The sequence below is a fragment of the Actinoallomurus sp. NBC_01490 genome, assembly GCF_036227085.1.
GTDB classification, from domain to species: domain Bacteria; phylum Actinomycetota; class Actinomycetes; order Streptosporangiales; family Streptosporangiaceae; genus Actinoallomurus; species Actinoallomurus oryzae.
In genome coordinates this window covers 4174167-4194710 of record NZ_CP109433.1, presented here as the reverse complement: position 1 = coordinate 4194710, position 20544 = coordinate 4174167, and the positions used below count along the sequence as shown (strand labels likewise).

General features: G+C 71.9%; 21 protein-coding genes and 1 pseudogene. 11 read left to right on the top strand and 11 right to left on the bottom strand.

Annotation, left to right across the window (positions count from 1 at the left end; genetic code table 11):
- The first annotated feature begins 20 nt into the window (after positions 1-20).
- Positions 21-1229, top strand: coding sequence for a DUF6986 family protein (locus OG417_RS20125; RefSeq protein WP_329258143.1), 1209 nt, complete (start codon positions 21-23; stop codon positions 1227-1229).
- On the opposite strand, the gene OG417_RS20120 is transcribed toward OG417_RS20125, so the two are convergent.
- Both OG417_RS20120 and OG417_RS20115 read right to left on the bottom strand, forming a co-directional pair.
- Complete coding sequence (locus tag OG417_RS20120; RefSeq protein WP_329258140.1) at positions 1213-1539, bottom strand: hypothetical protein; 327 nt, start codon at positions 1537-1539, stop codon at positions 1213-1215. The genes OG417_RS20125 and OG417_RS20120 overlap by 17 nt on opposite strands.
- 97 nt (positions 1540-1636) lie before the next feature.
- Positions 1637-2224 (bottom strand): nucleotidyltransferase family protein, encoded by a 588-nt coding sequence (locus OG417_RS20115; RefSeq protein WP_329258137.1) that lies wholly within the window; start codon positions 2222-2224, stop codon positions 1637-1639.
- 159 nt (positions 2225-2383) lie between these two features.
- On the opposite strand from OG417_RS20115, the gene OG417_RS20110 reads away from it, so the two are divergent.
- Entirely contained in the window at positions 2384-2617 is a 234-nt protein-coding gene (locus OG417_RS20110; RefSeq protein ID WP_329258133.1) for a hypothetical protein, read from the top strand.
- 83 nt (positions 2618-2700) lie between these two features.
- Here the strand turns inward: OG417_RS20110 and OG417_RS20105 are convergent, their stop codons facing one another.
- From OG417_RS20105 to OG417_RS20070, 8 genes are all read right to left on the bottom strand, one after another.
- Complete coding sequence (locus OG417_RS20105) at positions 2701-3804, bottom strand: XdhC family protein (protein ID WP_329258130.1); 1104 nt, start codon at positions 3802-3804, stop codon at positions 2701-2703.
- A complete protein-coding gene (locus tag OG417_RS20100) occupies positions 3797-4894 on the bottom strand; it encodes a vWA domain-containing protein (RefSeq protein WP_329258127.1) in 1098 nt (365 codons plus the stop codon). The genes OG417_RS20105 and OG417_RS20100 overlap by 8 nt, the downstream gene beginning before the upstream one ends.
- Positions 4895-4896: 2 nt before the next feature.
- On the bottom strand, positions 4897-5811 hold the full coding sequence (locus OG417_RS20095; protein ID WP_329258125.1) for an AAA family ATPase: 915 nt from the start codon (positions 5809-5811) through the stop codon (positions 4897-4899).
- A gap of 35 nt (positions 5812-5846) precedes the next feature.
- Complete coding sequence (locus OG417_RS20090) at positions 5847-6359, bottom strand: NUDIX hydrolase (RefSeq protein ID WP_329258122.1); 513 nt, start codon at positions 6357-6359, stop codon at positions 5847-5849.
- Positions 6356-6916 (bottom strand): YcxB family protein, encoded by a 561-nt coding sequence (locus OG417_RS20085; protein ID WP_329258119.1) that lies wholly within the window; start codon positions 6914-6916, stop codon positions 6356-6358. The genes OG417_RS20090 and OG417_RS20085 overlap by 4 nt, the downstream gene beginning before the upstream one ends.
- 190 nt (positions 6917-7106) lie before the next feature.
- Positions 7107-7403, bottom strand: a complete 297-nt coding sequence (locus tag OG417_RS20080) for a hypothetical protein (protein ID WP_329258116.1) — start codon at positions 7401-7403, stop codon at positions 7107-7109.
- Between the two features lie 75 nt (positions 7404-7478).
- A complete protein-coding gene (locus OG417_RS20075; RefSeq protein WP_329258114.1) occupies positions 7479-7781 on the bottom strand; it encodes a nuclear transport factor 2 family protein in 303 nt (100 codons plus the stop codon).
- Positions 7778-8437 (bottom strand): RNA polymerase subunit sigma-70, encoded by a 660-nt coding sequence (locus tag OG417_RS20070; RefSeq protein ID WP_329258112.1) that lies wholly within the window; start codon positions 8435-8437, stop codon positions 7778-7780. The genes OG417_RS20075 and OG417_RS20070 overlap by 4 nt, the downstream gene beginning before the upstream one ends.
- A gap of 193 nt (positions 8438-8630) precedes the next feature.
- Here OG417_RS20070 and OG417_RS20065 point away from each other — a divergent pair, with 193 nt between their 5' ends.
- The 9 genes and pseudogenes from OG417_RS20065 to OG417_RS20025 all read left to right on the top strand — a co-directional run bounded on the left by OG417_RS20065 (position 8631) and on the right by OG417_RS20025 (position 19028).
- The gene (locus OG417_RS20065) at positions 8631-9122 is read left to right on the top strand and encodes a hypothetical protein (protein WP_329258109.1); all 492 of its coding nucleotides are present in this window, start codon (positions 8631-8633) and stop codon (positions 9120-9122) included.
- A complete protein-coding gene (locus OG417_RS20060; RefSeq protein ID WP_329262409.1) occupies positions 9122-10534 on the top strand; it encodes a hypothetical protein in 1413 nt (470 codons plus the stop codon). Before OG417_RS20065 ends, OG417_RS20060 begins: the two co-directional genes overlap by 1 nt.
- Positions 10531-11820 carry a vWA domain-containing protein gene (locus OG417_RS20055; protein WP_329258106.1) on the top strand — a complete coding sequence of 430 codons (1290 nt, stop codon included), beginning with the start codon at positions 10531-10533 and terminating at the stop codon, positions 11818-11820. Before OG417_RS20060 ends, OG417_RS20055 begins: the two co-directional genes overlap by 4 nt.
- Positions 11821-11834: 14 nt before the next feature.
- Positions 11835-12953 carry an ATP-binding protein gene (locus tag OG417_RS20050; RefSeq protein ID WP_329258103.1) on the top strand — a complete coding sequence of 373 codons (1119 nt, stop codon included), beginning with the start codon at positions 11835-11837 and terminating at the stop codon, positions 12951-12953.
- A gap of 92 nt (positions 12954-13045) precedes the next feature.
- Positions 13046-14023, top strand: a pseudogene (iscB, locus tag OG417_RS20045) (RNA-guided endonuclease IscB); the annotation flags it as partial.
- A 109-nt stretch (positions 14024-14132) separates the two neighbouring features.
- Positions 14133-14588 carry a hypothetical protein gene (locus tag OG417_RS20040; protein WP_329263187.1) on the top strand — a complete coding sequence of 152 codons (456 nt, stop codon included), beginning with the start codon at positions 14133-14135 and terminating at the stop codon, positions 14586-14588.
- A gap of 34 nt (positions 14589-14622) precedes the next feature.
- Entirely contained in the window at positions 14623-17430 is a 2808-nt protein-coding gene (locus OG417_RS20035) for a DUF5682 family protein (RefSeq protein ID WP_329258100.1), read from the top strand.
- Positions 17431-17482: 52 nt separating this feature from the next.
- Complete coding sequence (locus OG417_RS20030; protein ID WP_329258097.1) at positions 17483-18460, top strand: helix-turn-helix domain-containing protein; 978 nt, start codon at positions 17483-17485, stop codon at positions 18458-18460.
- A 262-nt stretch (positions 18461-18722) separates the two neighbouring features.
- Positions 18723-19028 carry a DUF2992 family protein gene (locus OG417_RS20025; protein WP_329258094.1) on the top strand — a complete coding sequence of 102 codons (306 nt, stop codon included), beginning with the start codon at positions 18723-18725 and terminating at the stop codon, positions 19026-19028.
- A gap of 95 nt (positions 19029-19123) precedes the next feature.
- Here the strand turns inward: OG417_RS20025 and secY are convergent, their stop codons facing one another.
- Entirely contained in the window at positions 19124-20422 is a 1299-nt protein-coding gene (secY, locus tag OG417_RS20020) for a preprotein translocase subunit SecY (RefSeq protein WP_329258091.1), read from the bottom strand.
- Positions 20423-20544: the final 122 nt, after the last annotated feature.

Here is a 20544-nt window from a genome sequence, read left to right as displayed (position 1 = left end):
TCTTTGGGAGGGAAACCGCGGTGAAGTTGACTCTGTCCTCGCTCGACGATCTGAACGCTCGCGTCGAGGAGGCGCGCGCCGAGCACGCGCGCCGCCGCCCCGGCGAGCCGGCGGACCGCCAGCCGGTGCACACGGTGTACGTGCCCGCGGACCGTTTCACCGCGAACACCGCCGGCGAGATGGGCGCGGAGGCGCTGAGGCTGCTGGACGCCCACGTCGCGGACCCGTCCACGATGAACGCGGCGTTCGGCGTCGAGCCGTCGCTGGCCGAGACGGTACGCGACCGGGTCGCCGCCAAGCTCTCCCGCGACCCGGTCGAGGACCTGCGGATCGACTTCGAGGACGGCTACGGCGTGCGCGACGACGAAGAGGAGGACGCGCACGTCGCGAGCGCCGTCGAGGAGGTCGCGCGGGCGTACGAGTCGCGGCGGCTGCCCTACTACTGGGGGCTGCGGGTCCGGTCGTTCGCGGACGGCGGGCACGCGCGGTCGATGCGCACCCTGGACGGGTTCCTCACCGGGCTCGCCGAACGCCTCGGCAAGCTGCCGGGCGGCTTCGTGGTGACGTTCCCGAAGGTCATCACCGCGGAGCACGTGAAGATCTTCGCCGAGTTCCTGTCCCGGTTCGAGGACGAGATCGGCCTGCCGGCGAACATGCTGCGCTTCGAGATCCAGGTCGAGACGCCCGAGTCGGTCACCGGCCTGCCCGCGATCGTCGAGGCCGCCGGCGGCCGGCTGAGCGCCGCCCACTTCGGCGTCTACGACTACACGGCCGCGCTGGGGCTGCCGCCGTCGGAGCAGCGGCTGGACCACCCGTCCTGCGAGTACGCCCGGCACGTCATGCAGGTCACGCTGGCCGGCACGGGCGTGCGCCTGTCGGACGGCTCGACCAACATCGTGCCGGCGGGCGACGAGACGGCCGACGTCCACAAGGCGTGGCGCCTGCACTCCGCCCTGGTGCGCTACTCCCTGCTGCACGGCTACAACCAGGGCTGGGACATGCACGCGGCGCACCTGGCGAGCCGGTTCGCCACCGTCTACGCCTTCCACCTGAGCGGGCTGGACGACGTCATCGACCGGGTCCGCGCGTGGAACGAGGCCGGAGACGCCGACCGCCGGGCGGACGGTGTGCTCGACGAGCCGGCGACGATCAAGGCGCTGACGGCGCGGCTGCGGCGCGCGGTCGACTGCGGCGCGGTCGACGCCGACGCCGTCACGCTTCCCGGCTGAGATCCGCCTCGCGGCCGAAGATCAGCGAGTCGGCGCCCCGTGCGTCGTCCTCGGCTCCGTCGAGCCCGGCGATCGTCCGTCGGAGGTTCTCCACCGCGACCGTCTGCTCGTACATGCGGCCCATGATGTCGCGCAGCGTGTGCACCACGACCATCGTGGCCTCCGCCTGCGCCATCGTGGCGTGAACCTGGGCCTTCGCGACATCCGGCACGGGAGCGGCCATGGCCTCGGCCGCCTTGGCGAGGTGGCTCGCCGTGCTGTCGTTGTGCGTGACCCAGTGGTAGCCGGGCTCCTCCGGCCAGTTGCTCATCGCGCGCCTTCCCACGGTGCCCCTGACACCGTTGTCGTCACTTACGCCACCAGAGCCCCCCGGCGTGTGCAAGACGCGCGAGCGCCACGATCGGTTGTCAGCGGGAGCCGCCGTACCGTTGAAGATCCTCGGGCGTGTCGATGTCACCGGGATCCGCGACGTCGTCACAGGCGACCGGAACGACGATGTCGGACCGGGCGCGCAGGAACTCACGCGCCCCCACGTCGCCCCGCGCGTACGCGGAGGCCTCCTCGAAGTACTCGTGGGCGATGAGCACCGGGTTGCGCGGACGGCCGCCGTAGGTCGCCACCGCGACCCGCGCCCCGGCCTCGTACGCCGCCCGCAGCCGCCGCACGGCCGCCGCGGTGACGTCGGGCTGGTCCACCAGGGCGATCACGACGGCCGGGCACGTCGGCGCGAGCGCGGACAGCCCGGTGCGCAGCGAGGAGCCCATCCCGCTGCGCCACTCGGGGTTGTGCACCACGACGGCGCCCGCGACGTCCACGCGCGCCGCGCCGGTGATCACGACGATCGGCGTGCAGCCGGCCTCGTGCAGCATCCGCACGCCCCGATCCACCAGGCGCGTCCCGCCGATCTCGACGAGCGCCTTGGGCGTACCGAGCCTGCGCCCCTCTCCCGCGGCGAGCAACAGCCCCGCGGGTGCTCCCGCATGCCTGGTCTCCATGCTCGGACAGCGTATCCAGGTCCCGCCCGGCCGACCGGCCGAATCGCTGATCATCGGCGCACGGAGCCGCGATCACGTGCCAAGTCGGACATATCGGGGAAGGGCCTACAGAGGGGCACGAACGCCCCGGTCATGGCACGCAGATGGAGGTGCACGGACATGGCAGTCACCGCAGACCTGGACAAGCTACTTGACAAGGCCTATGAGAACACCGATCTCCAAGGGCTCTGCGACGCGCCCGTCGCGGCCATCGCCGGGGTCAGCGACGCCGACGCGGAGGCGCTGAACAAGGCGTTCGGCATCAAGACCATCGGCGACATGGGACACAACAAGTACTTCCGGGCCGCCGAGGCGATCGTCAACCTCGCCGAGGCGGGCACCACCCGCAGGTGACGCCCCGGCCGTCTCCGCGGTGAGACCGCCCGTGCGTGACGCTCCGGGCGGTCTCCGGGAGACCGCCCGGAACCACCGCACCGTCAGGCGCCGTGGATGCGGCCCTCCGTCTCGGTGAGGGCCTGGCCGGTGCCGCCCCAGCGGAGCTGGATCAGCTCGGCCGCGATCGAGACGGCGGTCTCCTCCGGAGTGCGCGCGCCCAGGTCGAGGCCGATCGGCGAGCGGAGGCGGGCGATCTCCGCCTCCGTGACACCCGCCTCACGGAGGCGTTCGAGGCGGTCGTCGTGGGTGCGGCGGGAGCCCATCGCGCCCACGTAGCCCGCGCGGGTGCGCAGCGCGACCTCCAGCAGCGGCACGTCGAACTTCGGGTCGTGGGTCAGCACGCAGATCACCGTGCGCTCGTCCACGTCCGTCCCGGTCTCGGTGAGGAACTTGTGCGGCCACTTCACCACGACCTCGTCGGCCTCGGGGAACCGCTTGGCGGTCGCGAAGACCGGGCGGGCGTCGCAGACGGTCACGTGGTAGCCGAGGAACTTGCCGATCCGGGCGACCGCGGCGGCGAAGTCGATCGCGCCGAACACCAGCATGCGCGGCGGCGGGGCGAACGAGTGGACGAACACGCTCAGCTCGTCGAGCCGGCGCTCGCCGTGCCGGCCGTACCGGCGGATGCCGGTGGTGCCCTGGGCGAGCATGCCGCGCACGTCGTCGTCCACGGCCTCGTCCAGCCGCCCGACGCCGAGTGAGCCCTCCGCGCGGTCCGTCCACACGATCCGCCGGGCGCCGATCTCGCCCGGACCCTCGATGACGGTGGCGATCGCGACCGGCTCGTGGCGTTCGATGGCGGCGACCACCTCGCCGAAGAGCGGGAACGTCTCCGGGCTGATCGGCTCGACGAGGATGTCGAGGATGCCGCCGCAGGTCAGCCCGACGGCGAAGGCGTCGTCGTCGCTGACGCCGTAGCGCTGCACGACCGGCCGGCCCGACTCCACGACCTCCTGCGCCAGCTCGTACACCGCGCCCTCGACGCAGCCGCCGGACACGCTGCCGACCACCTCACCGCCGCCGGAGACGGCCATCGCCGCCCCGGCCGGGCGTGGGGCGCTGCGGAAGGTGTTCACGACGGTCGCCAGCCCGAACGTCTCTCCCTCGTGGTACCACTTGGCGATATCACCGAGGACGTCACGCATTTCCGATCACCCCTGCCAGTTCTTCGAGCGCGGCCAGACTGTGACCGGCCACGAAGTGGTCAACGTACGGAAGCGCCGCGAGCATCCCTCCCGTGAGCGGTTCGTAGCCCGGCTGGGCCTTGTGGGGGTTGGACCACACCACCCGGTACGCGAGCCGGCGCAGCCGCGCCATCTGCTCGCCGAGCAGCGACGGGTCGCCGCGCTCCCAGCCGTCGGAGGCGACGACGACGATCGCGCCTCGGGCCATGCCGCGCTGCCCGAAGCGGTCGAGGAACTCCTTCAGCTCCTCCCCCAGCCGTGTGCCGCCGCTCCAGTCCGGGATCGCCGCCGACACCGCGCGCATCGCGGCGTCCGGCTCACGGTGGCGCAGCTCGCGCGTGACCCGGGTCAGCCGGGTGCCCGCGCTGAACACCTCCGTGGTCCGCGGCGCGGAGCGCACGGCGGCGTGCGCGAAGCGCAGCAGCACGTCGGCGTACGGGCTCATCGAGCCGCTCACGTCCACGATCAGCACGACGCGCCGGGGCCGGGTGCGGTGGGCGCGGTAGCCCAGGCCGGAGATCTCCCCGCCGCGCCGCAGGATGGAGCGGACCGTACGGTGCTGGTCGAGGCGCCCGCGGTGGCGTGCGGTGAAGCGCCGCGACCGGCGCCGGGCGGAGACGTCGTCGAGCAGGGCGAGCAGCCGGTGGACCTCGGCGCGCTCGGCGGCGCTGAGCCGGGCCACGTCACGCGACCGCAGCACCTCGATCTCGCTGGCGGTCGCCAGGGAGACGTCGTCGGACTCGTCGCCGCCCTCGGCCGTGCCCGGGGTTGCGGCCGGCCGGATGACGGTGACCGGGGGCGGCATCGTACGGGTCACCGGGGGCGTACGGCCGGTGAAGTACGCGGCGAAGCACCGGTCGTAGCGCGGCAGGTCCGCCGGGTCGGCGCACATGGTCAGCCGCCCGGCCCAGTACACGTCGACCGGATCGAGCACGTCGAGGTGGCTCACCGCGCCGATCATCGCCTGGACCCGTTCGGGGTCGGCGCCGACGCCCGCGGCCCGGAGCGTGCGGGCGAAGCCGGTGAGCGTCTCGACCACGTCCCGGGACACGGTCAGCCCCCGTTGAACAGCGCTTCGATGCCGCCCTGGACGACGCGCTCGGTGTCCTCGCGGTACTTCAGCACGGTGCCGAGCGTCACCGCGGCCGTCTCCGGGTCCAGGTCGCGCGCGCCGAGGGCGACGAGCGCCTCGGTCCAGTCGAGGCTTTCGGCGATGCCCGGCGCCTTCAGCAGGTCCAGCCGCCGCAGCCGCCCCGCGGCGCCCGCCACCTGCCGTACGAGCGTCTCGGCCGCCTCCGGGAGCCTGCGGCGGATGATCGCCACCTCGCGTTCGAAGGCGGGGTGGTCGAGCCAGTGGTACAGGCAGCGGCGCTTGAGCGCGTCGTGCACCTCGCGCGTGCGGTTGGACGTGACGACGACCACGGGGGGCCGCCGGGCACTGATCGTGCCGAGCTCGGGGATGGAGATCGTGAAGTCGCTCAGCACTTCGAGCAGGAACGCCTCGAACTCGTCGTCGGCCCGGTCGATCTCGTCGACGAGCAGGACGCTCGGCCGCTCCTCCGTCGAGGTCTCCAGCGCCTGGAGCAGGGGACGCGAGACGAGGAAGCGCCGGTCGTACAGCTCCGACTCCAGACGCTGGACGTCCGTGACCCCGGCCGCCTCGGCGGCGCGCAGGTGCAGCAGCTGGCGGGGGAAGTCCCAGTCGTACAGGGCCTGCGCGGCGTCCAGGCCCTCGTAGCACTGCAGGCGGATCAGCGGGACGTCCAGGACGGCGGCGAGTGTCTTGGCCAGCTCGGTCTTGCCGACGCCCGCCTCTCCCTCCAGGAACAGCGGCCGGCGCATGCGCAGGCCGAGGAAGCAGGCCGTGGCGAGACCCTCGTCGGACAGGTACGCGTGTGCTTCGAGGGCCTCACTGAGGGCCTTCGGCGACGCGAAGTCCGGCGCCGGGTTTGACGTGGAATGCGGCACGCATCAAGGCTACTTCCCGCGCCGGAGCAGGACGCTCACGCCTCGGACAGGTAGCGCGGGATCTTCGTCTCGCGGGCGCGCAGCGCGGGCGCGAGGCGGTGCCCGACGGGGCCGAGCCTGCGACAGGCCTCGTCCGGCGGGAGGAAGGCGTGGTCGTCCACCTCGTCCTCCTGCAACCGGATCCGCTCGGGGCGGTCGAGGTCGCCACCGTCGAAGATGAAGGTCAGCATGGGCCGGGGCCGCGGAGCGCGCGCGGGCCCCCAGCCGACGAACAGCAGCGGCCCGACCGGCAGGTCGAGGCCGATCTCCTCCTTCACCTCACGGGCGCAGGTGACCTCGGGCGGCTCGCCCTCGTCGGCCGTGCCGCCGGGCAGGAGCCAGTGGTCGAGGTAGTTGGGCTTGACCAGCAGGACCCGCCCGGCGGGATCGGTGATCAGGGCTCCGGCCACGACGTACACGGTGGCGAGCCCCGCGTAGTAGATCTCCGGCTCGACGAAACCGGCCGGCCGCGTCACCGGCGGATGGTCTTCCTCCACGTCATCGGTCACTCGCAGGAGGCTACCGCTCCTCCGGGGCACGGCCGGGCGGCCGCCAGACAGTCCGTGAGAAGGCCGCGGCAGACCGGAACGAGCGACGGGTCGGGCAGGCCACGCTTGGGCAGGACGATCGAGGGTTCACCCTCACGGTCCATGAGGATGAACTGCCGGTCGGTCTCCGCCAAGGCGGCGAATCGCGACCAGGCGTAGGTCTCGGTGATCTCCTCCGTTCGCACCGTCAGGCTCTCCGGGGTGAGCTGCTCCTCGTGCGCCTGGCGCAGCACCGGCGAGCGTTGCCAGGCGTCGCGTGCCCGGCGGCGGAGTGCTCCGCGCGAGCAGAGCACCCACGCTCTCCGCAGGTAGCGCACGGCGACCAGCGCACAGACCAGTGTGGCCACCAGCGTGCCGCCCATCGGCTCGGCCACGTTCAGGCACAGCACGCAGCACAGCAGCGCCGTGGCGAAGACCGCGTACCGTATCCCCCGCCTCCGCATGCGCCGCTGCATGGGCGACATGGCCATGAGCTCGACGATGTCGTCGATCTCCGGCACATACCTCAGGGTCAGCATCGGCCCTCGTCCTCTGCCCTCGTCCTCGGCCCGCTCCTGCGCCGCGACCGCGCGGCGGCGCCTCAGCGTACGCCTCGCTTCCCGGATGTGACGGAAGAAATCGGACACGGCGACCGGAGGAGGACCGGGCCGGGGCCCGGAGCGCGTGGGGGCCCCGGCGGCTACCGATCCCGGCCGGGGGTGGGCGGGCTCAGCCGAAGAGGCGGTAGGACCCCACGAGGGTGACCTCTCCGGCCTCGGGCGGCGCGGCGACCCGGTCGCCGATGCCCTGCTGGAACGCCGCGAAGGCGGCCGATGCGCCGAGCGGATCGCCGTCGCCCTCGTAGGCGACGAGGTGGACGAAACTCACCCCGTCGGCCAGGCGGAACGTGGCGTAGCGCAGCCCCTCCGGCCGCTCGGCGCGCAGCTCGGCGAACACCTTCTCCACGAGCCGCTGGTTCTCCTCGGCCGCCTCGGGCCGGGTCCGGTAACGGATGATCTTCATCATGACGCGTCCTTTCGTGTGGTGCGTTTCGTGATTCGGTCTGCCGGAGATGGAGACCCGGGCCGGGCGCCGGATTCATCACGCGGTGGCGGGCAGCCCGAAGGCGGCCGGCAGCCCGGGGTCGAGGAAGGTGTCGATCCGGCTGATCGCCCGGCCCCGTACGGTCAGCACCTGCACTCCGTGGGCCCGGTAGGCGCCGTCCGGTTCCCGCTCGTACACGGTGACCGCCGGCTGCCCGTTGGCCGACACGGGGACCATGCGGAAGCCCCCCGGGGTCGTCAGGCAGTTGCGCTCGAGGAAGCCGATGACCGCCGCGCGCCCGGCGAACCAGGTCAGGTACGGCGGCATCTCCATCACCGCGTCCTCGTGAAGCAGGGTCACCAGCCCGGCGACGTCGGCGTTCTCGAAGGCCGTGACGTAGCGTCCGAGCAGGGCGCGGCGGCCGCCTCGGCGGGCTCGGTGAGCTCCTCCTCCATGGCCGCGGCGCGGCCCAGGCGCGCCCGCGCGTGCTGGAGGGCGCTGTTGACCGCCGTCGGCGTCATGCCGAGGACCTCCGCCGCCTCGGCGGCGCGCCAGGCCAGCACCTCCCGGAGGATCAGCACGGCGCGCTGGCGGGCCGACAGGTGCTGCATGGCCGCCACGAGCGCCAGCCGTACGCCGGCGCGCCGCTCGACGACCGCCGCCGGGTCGCCCGGCATCCCCTCGGGCAGCGGCTGGAGCCACACGACCCGGGGATCGGTGGTCAGCGGCGTTTCCGGATCCTCCGCCGGACCGCCGAGCCCGGACGGCATCGGCCGGCGCTCCCGGCGTTCGAGGGCGGTCAGGCACCGGTTCGTGGCGATGCGATAGAGCCAGGTGCGCGGCGAGGACCGGCCCTCGAAGCCGCCGAACGAACGCCACGCCCGGAGGTAGGTCTCCTGCACCAGGTCCTCGGCGTCCTCCGCCGAGCCGAGCATCGAGTAGCAGAAGACCAGGAGTTCTCTCCGGTGCGGGCCGGTGAGCCTGACGAACTCCCCCTCGTCGACCTCCACCGTCATGCGGTCCCCTTTCACCGTGGTCCGGACCCGTCACAGGTACGGACCCGGCGGCCGGCCGGAACTCATCGCGGCCTCGGTTCCTTTCCTCCGGGGCGAGCGACCTGTCGGCCGCCGGGAGTGTGTACGAGGGCGGCCGGATGGGCGCGAACGGCGATCACCCGGAACTGTCGGGGGCTCCCGATAGCTTCGGTTCATGATCGAAACAGCCGCTCGGGAGCAGCGCAGCGCCGAGCCGGTCGTACGGCCCGTGCGCCCCCGCAAGCTGGTCAAGGTCCCCTTCGTCGAACTGGCGGACGGACGGCTGCAGGGCGTCGTGTCGAGCGGTTCGGACCTCGCCCGCGTCTACGTCTCCTCGATCAGCGCCGCCACCCACGGGTTCAGCTGCAGCACCAACAACAACCGCCCGTGCGGCGGGCTGTCGGGCGCCTCGCCGTGCAAGCACCTGCGGGCGCTCGCCGACGAGGCCGTGCTGCAGTACGGCCTCGACCGCGTCGCCCGCTACCTCCGCGTCGAGACCGGCGACGACGACCTGATGAGCCGCCTCGACGGCACGCGCGAGGCCGCGCCGGCGGCCGGGGTGTTCAGCCGCTTCCTGCGGCATCTGACCTACCTCGAGCTCCCCGGCACGACGGCGCCGCTCGCCGAGATGCACTGGTTCCCGGCCGTTTCCGCGGAGGTCCGGTGATGCTCGGTGTCCAGCTCGCCGAGCTGCTCGGCGCGGCGCCGGACGGCGCCGAGGAGGCGCTCGACCTGGTGGCCGGGTTCGACGACGCCCTCGCGCACGGCCTCGGCCGCCTCGGTGGGGATCAGGCGGCGGCGCTGACCGCGCTGGCCGGCGCCCTGGGCGCGACACCGCTCGGCCCGCCCGTGCGGGAGGCCGCCGAGAAGATCGCCGCCGGTTCCGTCACCGACGAGCACCTCGCAGCCCTGGCCGGAGGGCGCACCGCGCTGTTCGGCGCCGTCCACGACGCCCTGCTCGGCCGGCTCGACGCCGCGCTCGGCCGTGAGCGGGCGGTCCCGCCGGTCGTGGAGGCGGCCGAGCCCGCGATCGAGGAGGAGCCGGCGGACCCCCGGTTCGGCGCCTGCCGCTCCTGGCTCCAGGAACTGGCCATCACCGGATGGCGGGGCGTCGACCACGACCTCGTCTCCGCCGCCGACCAGGCGGTCGAGGCCCTGCTCGCCGATCCGGGCGCGCGGCGGCTCGCGGTGCTGCTCGACGGCCTCGCCGCCGAGCTGCGGGCCTCCTCCCCCGTGGCGACGATGCAACGGCTGCCGGCCCGGCGCTGGGCCGACCTGTGGGCGCGGGCCCTGCTGCTCTGCCGGTCGGGGTCGGTCGGTCGGGAGAAGCAGAACGGCCCCGAGCCGGTGTCGGGGCGGCTACTGGTCCTCGGCGTCGACCTGCACGAGCACGCCACCGCGGTCCAGGCGCAGGTCCACGCGATCCTCGAGCTTGCCGGCGGGGCTCCGCCGCGCGCCGTGCGCGTGAGCGTGGGCGCCGCGAAGGTGGACACGATCGTCGGCCCGGCGGTGTGGCGGCTGCTGCACGCGCATCCGACGCTGCTCGGCGCCCTCGCCGAGCACCGCGGCCTGGACCTCACCGACATGCCGCTGCTGGCGAGCGGCGACCTCCTCTGGCACGACGACCGCGCCGCCCTCGCCGAGCCCGCCGACCCCTTCGTCACCACCCGGGTGCTGCTGCCGGAGGCCGCCTTCCCGGCCGTGCCGCCGCTGGAACGCCACCCGGTGCGCATCGCCGAACCCGTGCTGGTGGAGGGCTACCGGGCGGTCGACGGCGGGTTCGAACTCGACGGCCACACGCTCCCGGTCGACCTCGACCGGCTGCCGGGCGGCGGGCCGCTGACGCCGGCGATGGTGACCGCCTCCGAGGCCTGCGTCGGCCTGGTCCGCTGGGACGGCGGCCGGTGGACGCTCCAGCCGCTCGCCGTACGCGGCACGCTGAAGCGCAGGCCGTTCGAGGCGCACGGCGGCGACTGGGCGATGGGGCCCACCGACCCGAAGGTCGTGAAGGCCGAGGCCAGAGCCGGCGACGCGGTCGCCGTGCTCCGCGAGCGAGCGGGACGGCTCCTGCGACGATGACCGAGACCCCCATGACGGCGCCGAGCGACGAGACCCGGCGTCAGGTGCTCTACTGGCGGCTGCTGGCCCGGGTGTTCGACGTCGACGAGCAGCCCGCGCTCGAGACCGCGAGCATGGCCATCGTCGACGACCTCGGCCTGCCGCCCGCGCTGCTCGACCCGTCCATCTCGGTGGACAACCTCATCCAGCGCTTCCCCGAGTTGGGCGGTGAGCTTCGCGGCCTGATGGAGCACGGCGACGCCGGAGGCGACCCGGTACGCCGGGCGGCACTGATGTCGAAGCTGCTGCTCAACGTGTTCTCCACCGGATCGGGCAGCGTGACGGCCACGCGGCTCGCGGGCTGGCAGAAGGACGCGGGGTGGCTCCGCGAGGCGCTCGGCGATGAGGCCGCCGGCGGGCTGTCCGGCACCCTGTCCGAGCTGGAGGGCGACCTCGTACGCCGCATGCGGCTCCGTGAGGTGCTCGCCGATCCGGCGCTCGCGAGCCGCCTTACGCCCAGCATGTCGCTGATCGAGCAGCTCCTGCGCGACAAGTCCAACCTGTCGGGCGTCGCCCTCGCCAACGCCAAGTCGCTGATCCGCCGCTACGTCGACGAGGTCGCTCAGGTGCTGCGTACCCAGGTGCAGCAGACGAGCGCGGGCACCCTCGACCGTTCGGTGCCGCCGAAGCGCGTGTACCGCAACCTCGACCTCGAACGCACGATCTGGAAGAACCTCACCAACTACAGCCCCGAGGACGAACGCCTCTACGTCGACCGGCTGTTCTACCGGCACACCGCCAAGCGCACCACGCCGGCCCGGCTGATCGTGGTGGTCGACCAGTCGGGCTCGATGGTCGACTCGATGGTCAACTGCACGATCCTGGCGTCGATCTTCGCGGGCCTGCCCAAGGTCGACGTGCACCTGATCGCGTACGACACGCGCGCGCTCGACCTGACGCCGTGGGTGCACGACCCGTTCGAGGTGCTGCTGCGGACCAACCTCGGCGGCGGCAACGACGGGCCGGTCGCGATGGCGATGGCCCGGCCGAAGATCTCCGATCCGCGTAACACCGTGATGGTGTGGATCTCCGACTTCTACGAGTTCGACCGGTCCCAGCCGCTGTTCGACGGCATCGAGGCGGTGCATCGCTCGGGGGTGAGGTTCATCCCCGTCGGCTCGGTGAACAGCTCGGGGCAGCAGAGCGTCAACCCCTGGTTCCGCCAGCGCTTCAAGGACCTCGGCACGCCCGTGATCTCAGGACACATCCGCAAGCTCGTGTTCGAGCTCAAGAACTTCCTCGCCTAGGAGAGAGAACGCTCATGACCGACGACATGCTCCGCGCCCCCGCCGAGGTGAAGTACGCCGAGGAGCTCGACTGGCTGGAGTCCGTCGACGACGGGCCCAAACCGTTCTCCTGGCGGCTCAGCCCCCGGATGGTGCGCACGTTCGTGCTCGGGTCGACACGGTCCGACGGCCTCGACCGCGAGATCCCGCAGAAGTGGTTCGGCGACCGAAGCTTCGTCGAGCGCAGCATCGTGACGCTGGCGTCCGACCGGGGCCTGCTGCTGATCGGCGACCCGGGCACCGGCAAGAGCTGGCTGGCCGAGCTGCTGTCCGCCGCCATCTGCCGCAACTCCACCCTGGTCGTGCAGGGGACGGCGGGCACCACGGAGGACCACATCAAGTACTCCTGGAACGTCTCGATGGTGATCGCCAAGGGGCAGTCGCGCGAGTCCATGATCCCCTCACCGATCATGACCGCGATGGAGCAGGGCGTGATCGGCCGGTTCGAGGAGCTGACCCGCTCGACCAGCGACGTCCAGGACGCACTGATCTCGATCCTGTCCGAGAAGTACGTCTCCATCCCCGAGCTGGACCACGACAACATCGTCTTCGCCCAGCCCGGCTTCTCGATCATCGCCACGGCGAACAGCCGTGACCGCGGCGTCAACGACCTGTCCTCGGCGCTGAAGCGACGGTTCAACTTCGTCCGCATCCCGGTCGTGACCAACAGGCGCAGCGAGGCCGAGATCATCCGGTTCCGCACCACCGAGCTCATGCGCCGGCACCGGATCGAGCTGGAGGTTCCGCCCACACTGCTGGACGTGCTGCTGGAGAGCTTCGCCGACCTGCGCGCGGCCTCGGCCTCGGCCGGCAGCGACGACGAACGCCTGGAGTCCGCCCTGTCCACCGCCGAGCAGATCGGCGTACTGGAGGACGCCATCCTGCACAGCCGCTTCTTCGGCGACAGCACGCTGCGGGCCGAGACGCTCGCGAGCTCGCTCATCGGGTCGCTGGCCCGCCGGAGCCCCGAGGACCTCGCCATCTTGAACAAGTTCTGGCACGGCGTGGTCGAGCCGCGCGGCAAGCAGGACGAGGGCGGCCCGTGGCAGGCCTTCCTCGAAGGCGGCCGCCAGGCGATCGCCACCTTGTCCTAACGGGATCCCGGCCCTGGAGGACCGGGCTTTCAGCCACACGGCTGAGGCCGCCGTTACCAGACCCAGCCATCACCAAAAGGGAGGTGAACCTGATGGCTACGTTCCGTACAGGACAGAAGACCAACCCGACTGTGCTTCCTCAGCAGTCGGCTCTTGAACTGTGGGCAGCAGACACTCCGCGGATCGGGAACGAAACGGGCTCACAGCGCCGTGATGCGGCACCCGGTGCGGGACATGGTCGAGGGGAGATTTCCGGTGGGGCACCTACCGCCGGGAACGTCACCCCCGCGCCCTCCAGGGCCGGGGAGAGGCCGCGTGAGCGGCACCCCGCCGTGTTCGTCCTCGACAGGCACGGCACCCCGTTGCAGCCGACAACGCCCGCGAGGGCGAGGAAGCTGCTCAAGTCCGGCCGCGCTGTCGTGGCCCGGCATACCCCGTTCGTCATTCGTCTCAAGGACCGCACCGTGGCCGGATCGGAAGTGGACGGTGTTGAGGTCGGTATCGACCCCGGCAGCAAGCACACCGGCGTTGCGGTGTTCACTGCGGTCGCGGGTGAACCGCGCGGCCGGTACTCAATCCAGCTCGACCACCGTGGCGCAGCGATCCGTAAGAAGCTGGAGCAGCGCGCCGCGTACCGGAGGCGCCGCCGCACGACAAACCTGCGCTACCGCGCTCCGCGGTTCCTCAACCGGACCCGGCCGGGTGGATGGCTCGCGCCATCCCTGCGACACCGGGTCGACACCACCGCCTCATGGGTCGACCGGCTCACCCGCTGGGCGCCCGTGCGCGCGGTGCATGTTGAGCGGGTTGCCTTCGATACCCACGCTCTGTCGGCTGACCAGCCACTGGAGGGCGCCGAGTATCAGCACGGCACCCTGCACGGCACCGAAGTTCGTGAGTACCTGCTCGCGAAGTTCGGCCGTACGTGCGTGTACTGCGGCGCCACAGATGGCCCGCTGAACATCGACCACGTCCACCCCCGCTCCCAGGGCGGATCCGACCGCATCTCTAACCTCGTCCTGGCCTGCATACCGTGCAACCCAAGCCAAGGGAGCCCAGGATGTACGGGAGTTCGCACCCAAGCGAGCCACGGACATCATCAAGCGGGCCAAAGCGCCGCTTCAAGACGCCGCCGCCGCGCAGTCAACCCGGTGGGCCCTCTGGCGGGCACTCGACGCCATGCTGCCCACCCACGTCAGCTCCGGGGGCCGGACCAAGTGGAACCGCACCCGAAACACGCTGCCCAAAACCCACACCATCGACGCATTGTGCGTCGGCGAACTCGACACCGTCACCGAGACTGCGGTCACCGTCCTGGTCGCCGGATGCGCCGGACGCGGCACGTACACCCGGACACGCACCGACAAGTACGGGTTCCCGCGCCTACGACTGCCACGGCAAAAACGGTTCTTCGGCTTCGCCACCGGCGACCTCGTCCGCGCCGTCGTTCCGGTCGGCAAGTACGCAGGGACCCACACCGGCCGGGTCGCCGTCCGAACCTCCGGCAGATTCGCAGTCCGCACCGCCCACAGGACAGCGACCGCCCGGCACAAATACTTCCGCCTGCTCCAAAGAGCAGACGGCTACGCCTACGCAACCCGAAAGGAGGGAACGGCGTTTCCTCCCGGGCCCTGAAGCTGAAAGACCGGGTTTCCACGCCGCAAACTAGATGACGACCAGCACCTTCGACGCGCTGCGCGAGCAGCTGACGACCGCCGCCGAGGCGTTCGCCGACGATCCGAGCGCCGTGCCCGAGATTCTCTCGGGCATGGTCGACGACGTCGACCGTGCGCTGTCCGAGCGGCTGGAGATCTTCCCGGTCTGCCACCACTCACCGGCCTCGGCCCTCGCGATGGCGCGGCGGCTGCGCGACAAGCAGCCCAAGGTCATCTACCTGGAGCTGTGCGAGGACCTGCGGCCGCTGCTGGACGAGCTGCGCAACTGCCGCCTGCCGGTCGCGCTCCAGGCGTTCGCGTCGGAGATCGACGGGTTCCCGCCGGAGTCGGCGCCGCTCAGCGTGGTGGCCCCCATCACCGAGGCGTCCGCGGAGTACCAGGCCATCGCGTACGCCCTCGACACTCCGGGCGTCGAGCTGGTGCTGGTCGACCGCTCGACCGATCACGTGTTCCAGTGGGAGCCGGACGAGCCGCCCGCCGAGACAGAGCCCGGGTCCGAGGCCGAGTCCGAGAACGACGCGACACTGCACGGTGACGCCGTCGGCCTGGAGATCGGCGACCTGCGGCCGGGCTTCGCCGAGCTGGAGGAGCACCTGCTCCACCACGGCCGGGTCCGGCACTGGTCCGAGTGGTGGGACCAGTACGTCGAACAGCCCCTGATCGGCGCGGACTACGCGACGTACCGCCAGGTCATGGTGCTGATCGGCAGCCTGTTCCGCCGGCTGCGGCCGGGGCGGCGCGGCCTTGAGGCCGACGAGAACCGCGAGCGGTACATGTGGACCCGCATGCGCGAGCACCTTGCCTCCTCCGGCGCCGACCCCGCGGACTGCCTGTACGTCTGCGGCGCCTTCCACGCGGCCAGCACGGTCGAGCAGTTCGGCGTCGACGCCGACGCGAAGCCGTTCGAGATCGCCCCGCGGACGGCCACCCGCTGGCTCTACGGGCTGATCCCCTCCAGCCACGCGGCCATCGAGGCGCAGTTCGGCCTGGCCTCCGGCTCGGTGTCGATCGCCGCGGCGACCTGGGCCAAGGCGCTCAAGCACGCACGCGTCGCGCCGTACCGGCTCAAGGGGCAGAAGGGCACCCGCGAGACCGCCAAGAAGCGCGCCCCGGCGCCGCCGGAGCCCGTCACCGACCGGCTGTCCGGCTTCCTGGCCGCGCCACCGGCCCTCGACGGAATCGACGAGGACGAGTTGCTCGGCTGGTGCGCCGGCATCGTCCGGCTGGCGCGGCGCAACGGCTACCTCGCCAGCACGGCCGACGCGATCGCGGTGTTCGAGACGTCCGTCCTGCTCGCCGGGCTGCGGGGCCGCCGCCGGCCCACGCCGCATGACTTCCAGGACGCCGCGATCACCTGCATCGAGAAGGACGCCGTGCCGGGCCGGCGCGACGTGCGCCGCCTCTGCGAGATCCTCCTCGGTGGCGACCGGGTCGGTCAGGTCGGGTACGACGCGCTGCCGCCGCTGGCGCGCGACGTCCTCGACCGCCTCGCGCCCCTGGGGCTCGACCTGGAGAAGCGCACGATCCAGCGGGCCCTGCTCGACCTCGACGCACGACCGGACCTGGCCCCCTGCTCCCAGCTGCTGTGGATCCTGCGCCACCTGCTGCCGGACGACGCCGTACGCCCGATCATGGGCTCGCGCCGACTCGGCGAGCGCTCGATCCAGGAGAGCTGGGACCTGGCGATCGGCCGCAACCAGCGCTCGCTCATCGAGCTCGGGTACGAGGGCGTCACCGTCGAGCAGGTGCTCGAACAGCGCCTCCGCCGGGCCGTGCAGGGCGAGCGCGCCACCGCCTCCGTCGCGCTCGACGCGGTCGAGCAGTCCCTCCTCTACCTCGGCGGCGGCCGGCTCACCGACGAGCTCGGCGCGCGGGCCGTGGAGCTGCTGTCCGCCGAGCGTACGGTCGACGACGCGCCCGAGGTGCTGCGGCGCATGCGCCGGCTGCTCGGTCACTACCGCGCGACCCGGCCCGCGCTGCCGCGGTGGTGCGAGGCGTTCGTGACCACCGGGTACGCCCACTACTGCACGCTGCTGCCGACCGCCTTCACCGACGATGACAGCGGCGTGCGCCAGGTGGCGGCCATGCTCGGGTTCCTGTTCGGCATGGAGAGCCTGGCCCTGTCCTTCGGCTGCGCCCACGCCCAGCTCGAACTCGCCGTACGCCAGTCGCACCCGGAGGCGCCGGCGAAGGTCGCGCTGCTGTGGGCGGCGAGCTGCCAGCTCGGCCTGCTGTCCCAGGACGACCTGCGCTCCCGCTGCGACGACCTGCTGGCCAACCCGCTCGTCGTGCCGGCGTTCCCGCAGTACCTCAGCGGGTTCGTCCAGGCGCTGGAGCCGGTTCCGGCGCTGACGCCGATGGTGGTCGAGGTGATCTCCAAGTCGTTCGCCCGGCTGCCCGACACCGTCCTGCTCCCGTGGCTGCCCACGCTGATCACGACCCTGCGCGACAACGCGCGGGAACTCGTGCCGGTGCTCGTACGCGAGGCGGGCCGTACCTTCCCCGGAAGCCTGGCGGCCGTCGACACGTGGGTGCCGCCGTGGTCGCGGCGGCCCGCCGAGGCGCCGGTGGCCCCCACGCCGTCCGGCCCCGTGGCGGACCTGCTGACCGCCCATCCGGCGGCGTACGAGGCGGTGGTGGACCTGCTCGGCTACGACCGCACGGCCGGCGCCGCGCCCCGGCCCTCCGCGGCGGCGGCACTGCTGGCCCGCCACCCCGAGACCGCCGACGCCGTCGCCACACTGCTCGGCCCCGCGCCCGACCCCGTACGCGCGGGAGATCCGCCACGTGGAGGGAGCTGAGCGGGGATCGTGCCCTTGCGCCTCCCGTTACGGGAACCCCGATAGTGGACGCATGAGCGGCGAGACGAGGCTTTGCTCGATCGGCGAGGCGGCACGCCGTACGGGCCTGACGACCAAGACGGTCCGGCTGTACTCCGACATGGGACTGGTGCCACCGACCGACCGGACCTCGCACGGTCATCGGCTGTACGGCCCGCAGGCGCTGTCTCGGCTGAGCCTGGTACGGACGCTGCGGGAGCTCGGCCTCGGCCTGGACGGCATCCGGCGCGTGCTGGCCCGCGAGGTCGGCCTGGCCGAGATGGCCGGGTCGCGGGCCGCGGACCTCGATTCGGAGATCCGCGTCCTGAACGAGCGGAGAGCCGTGCTCCGCCTGGCCGCCAGGCGGGAGGCCGAGCACGAGGAGCTGGCGTCGTTGCACAGGATCGCGAAGGCGTCCGAGGCCGAGCGCCGCCGCATCATCGACGCGTTCTGGGACGAGGTCTGCGCGGGCCTGGACATCGCCCCGGAGGCCGAACGGCGGATGCGCGCGGCCCGGCCGCGGCTGCCGGAGGACCCGACGTCGGAACAGATCGAGGCGTGGATCGAACTCGCCGAGCTGGCGAGCGATCCACGCTTCCGGGCGCGGGTCCGGCGGATGACCGAATATCACGCGTCGCGGCGAGCGGCCGGCGACCCGATGCGGGTCCACACCGAAGAGCAGGGACGAGCCGTCCAGGCCGCCATCGACCGGGCGGACGCGGCGGCCACGGCCGGGGCCGACCCCGTTGGCCCGGAGGCCGCACCGGTCATCGAACAGGTCCTGGCCGCGTTCTCCTACCTGCCCGGAGCCGGCACGAGCCGGGAGTTCCGCACGGCACTCGCCGAGCGGCTGGCCGTACGCACCGACGCTCGCGCCGAACGCTACTGGCGGCTGCTGTCGGTCATCGACGGCCGACGGCCGCCGAAGTCCCCCGCGGCGGCCATCGACTGGATCGTGTCCGCGCTGCGCGGCCCGGCCGGCATGCCCGCCCCGGCCGGGCGGCACCCGTGATGCGCTCAGGAGCGCACGATCGGGTCGGCAGAGGCGCGCGGCGCCGGGCGGGCACGTCGCCGCCTGTGGGTCCGCGGGCTCGATAACGCGTCGACTCCGCGAGAACGCCGAAGACACGCTCGGCGGTGCATACGAGAACGCGGCCTGGTCGGTGGCCCGGGCGCCGTCGTCCGACGGTCCGTATCCGCCCTCTCCAGGGATGTCCAGTGCGCCGGAATCCGGCCTCGTCAGGCCGGTGGCCGGTATGCCTGCTGGAGGGGACATGAGCGCCGTGACACTGACCGTGTGTCTCGAGGATCCGTTCCGGGTCGGCATTCTCGAGGTCGACGAGGATGGGCAGGTGCGCGCCACCCGGGTGGTGTTCGGCGCCGCGAAGCCGGCGGCACGCGAGGCCGCCCGCGGCGCGCCGTGCCGGCGTGCTACCGCCTCCCAGGAGGCCGTCCGCCTGAAGTTCGAGGAACGCAAGGCCCAGGCGTCGGCGGACGCCCGGGCCCGGAAGGCGACCGACGTCGAACATCGGTATGAGGCGACGCGCGCCAAGCGACGCAAGCGCAGGCGCGGTCACTGAACGAGGCCTGATTCTCCCCGTGCTCGGTGGCGGTGACCGTGCGCCGCTGATCCCTCGGCCGTACGGGGCGGCCGGGGGATCAGCGGCACGGCGGGTCAGCGGAGGAAGCCCTCGTAGTTGCGCTGCTGAAGCTGACTCTCGATCTGCTTCACGGTGTCCAGCCCCACGCCGACGACGATCAGGAGGCTGGTGCCGCCGAAGGCGAACTCCTGGGCCGTGCCCATCGCCGTGAACTCGATCGTCGGTATGAGCGCGATCAGACCCAGGTAGAGCGCGCCCGGAGCGGTGATCCGCGTGAGCACATGGTCGAGATATCCGGCGGTCGGGCGACCGGGACGGATACCGGGGATGAACCCTCCGTACCTTTTCATGTTGTCAGCGATCTCCACCGGGTTGAAGGTGATCGCCACGTAGAAGTACGTGAAAAAGACGATCAGCAGGAAGAACGCCCCCGTGTTCCACGCGCTGCCCGGGCTCAGGTAGGGGGCGAGTGTCCGGTTGAGGAACCTGTTGCCGGGCCAGAGTTGGGCGGTCGTGGACGGCAGGTAGATCAGCGACGAGGCGAAGATGATCGGGATGACGCCCGCCTGGTTCACCTTCAACGGGATGTAGGTGCCGGTGACGCCGTACGTCCGCCGGCCCACCATCCGCTTGGCGTACTGCACCGGGATGCGCCGTTGGGCCTGCTCGACGAAGACGACGCCGGCCACGACCGCGACGCTGAGCAGGACGACCACGACGAACGTGAAGCCGCCCTTGGACTTGTCGATGTTCCAGAACTGGGTCGGGAGCATCGCGGCGATCTGCGTGAACATCAGAAGCGACATGCCGTTGCCGATGCCCCGCTCAGTGATCAGCTCCCCCAGCCACATGATCACCGCGGTGCCGGCCACCATGCAGATCACCATCGTGGCGATGGTGAGGATCCGGTGGTCGCGCAGCAGCGAGGACGAGCAGCCCCGGAACAGGGCGCCGGTCGAGACGACGGCGGCGACGCTGGCCCCCTGCAGCACGGCCAGCCCGGCGGTGAGGTAGCGGGTGTACTGGGTGATCTTGGCGGTGCCGGACTGGCCGTCCTTCTTCAGGGCCTGCAGCCTCGGGATCACCACCGTCAGAAGCTGCAGGATGATGCTGGCCGTGATGTAGGGGAAGATGCCGAGCGCGAAAACGGACAGCTTCAGCAGCGCACCGCCGCTGAGGACGTTGACCGTGTCGAGGACGCCGGCCTGGCCGCTCTTGTTCATGCCGGCGACGCAGACCTTCGCGGCCCTGACGTCCACTCCGGGCGCCGGAAGGTTCTGCCCCAGCCGGAATATGACGACGATCGCGATGGTGAAGAGCAGTTTCCTGCGCACGTCAGGTGTTCGGAACGCCTGGATGAAAGTGGTCAGCATTTCCCCTCCGGCATGAGTTCGGCCACAGAGCCGAGGCGGGGAAATGCGAGGTTCGCGAACAGTGGTGATCGGGCGGGCACCGAATGTGCTCGCGCCACGGTGATACGAGAGATGACTGGCCT

Bases quoted from the DNA above. Each gene is read 5' to 3' on its own strand.
- OG417_RS20065 (WP_329258109.1), top strand. From the start codon at position 8,631: ATGATCGAAACAGCCGCTCGGGAGCAGCGCAGCGCCGAGCCGGTCGTA.
- OG417_RS20115 (WP_329258137.1), bottom strand. From the start codon at position 2,224: ATGGAGACCAGGCATGCGGGAGCACCCGCGGGGCTGTTGCTCGCCGCG.
- OG417_RS20080 (WP_329258116.1), bottom strand. From the start codon at position 7,403: ATGATGAAGATCATCCGTTACCGGACCCGGCCCGAGGCGGCCGAGGAG.
- OG417_RS20025 (WP_329258094.1), top strand. From the start codon at position 18,723: ATGAGCGCCGTGACACTGACCGTGTGTCTCGAGGATCCGTTCCGGGTC.
- OG417_RS20055 (WP_329258106.1), top strand. From the start codon at position 10,531: ATGACCGAGACCCCCATGACGGCGCCGAGCGACGAGACCCGGCGTCAG.
- OG417_RS20030 (WP_329258097.1), top strand. From the start codon at position 17,483: ATGAGCGGCGAGACGAGGCTTTGCTCGATCGGCGAGGCGGCACGCCGT.
- OG417_RS20105 (WP_329258130.1), bottom strand. From the start codon at position 3,804: ATGCGTGACGTCCTCGGTGATATCGCCAAGTGGTACCACGAGGGAGAG.
- OG417_RS20070 (WP_329258112.1), bottom strand. From the start codon at position 8,437: ATGACGGTGGAGGTCGACGAGGGGGAGTTCGTCAGGCTCACCGGCCCG.
- OG417_RS20060 (WP_329262409.1), top strand. From the start codon at position 9,122: ATGCTCGGTGTCCAGCTCGCCGAGCTGCTCGGCGCGGCGCCGGACGGC.
- secY (WP_329258091.1), bottom strand. From the start codon at position 20,422: ATGCTGACCACTTTCATCCAGGCGTTCCGAACACCTGACGTGCGCAGG.
- OG417_RS20085 (WP_329258119.1), bottom strand. From the start codon at position 6,916: ATGCTGACCCTGAGGTATGTGCCGGAGATCGACGACATCGTCGAGCTC.
- OG417_RS20035 (WP_329258100.1), top strand. From the start codon at position 14,623: ATGACGACCAGCACCTTCGACGCGCTGCGCGAGCAGCTGACGACCGCC.
- OG417_RS20050 (WP_329258103.1), top strand. From the start codon at position 11,835: ATGACCGACGACATGCTCCGCGCCCCCGCCGAGGTGAAGTACGCCGAG.
- OG417_RS20040 (WP_329263187.1), top strand. From the start codon at position 14,133: ATGCTGCCCACCCACGTCAGCTCCGGGGGCCGGACCAAGTGGAACCGC.
- OG417_RS20110 (WP_329258133.1), top strand. From the start codon at position 2,384: ATGGCAGTCACCGCAGACCTGGACAAGCTACTTGACAAGGCCTATGAG.
- OG417_RS20120 (WP_329258140.1), bottom strand. From the start codon at position 1,539: ATGAGCAACTGGCCGGAGGAGCCCGGCTACCACTGGGTCACGCACAAC.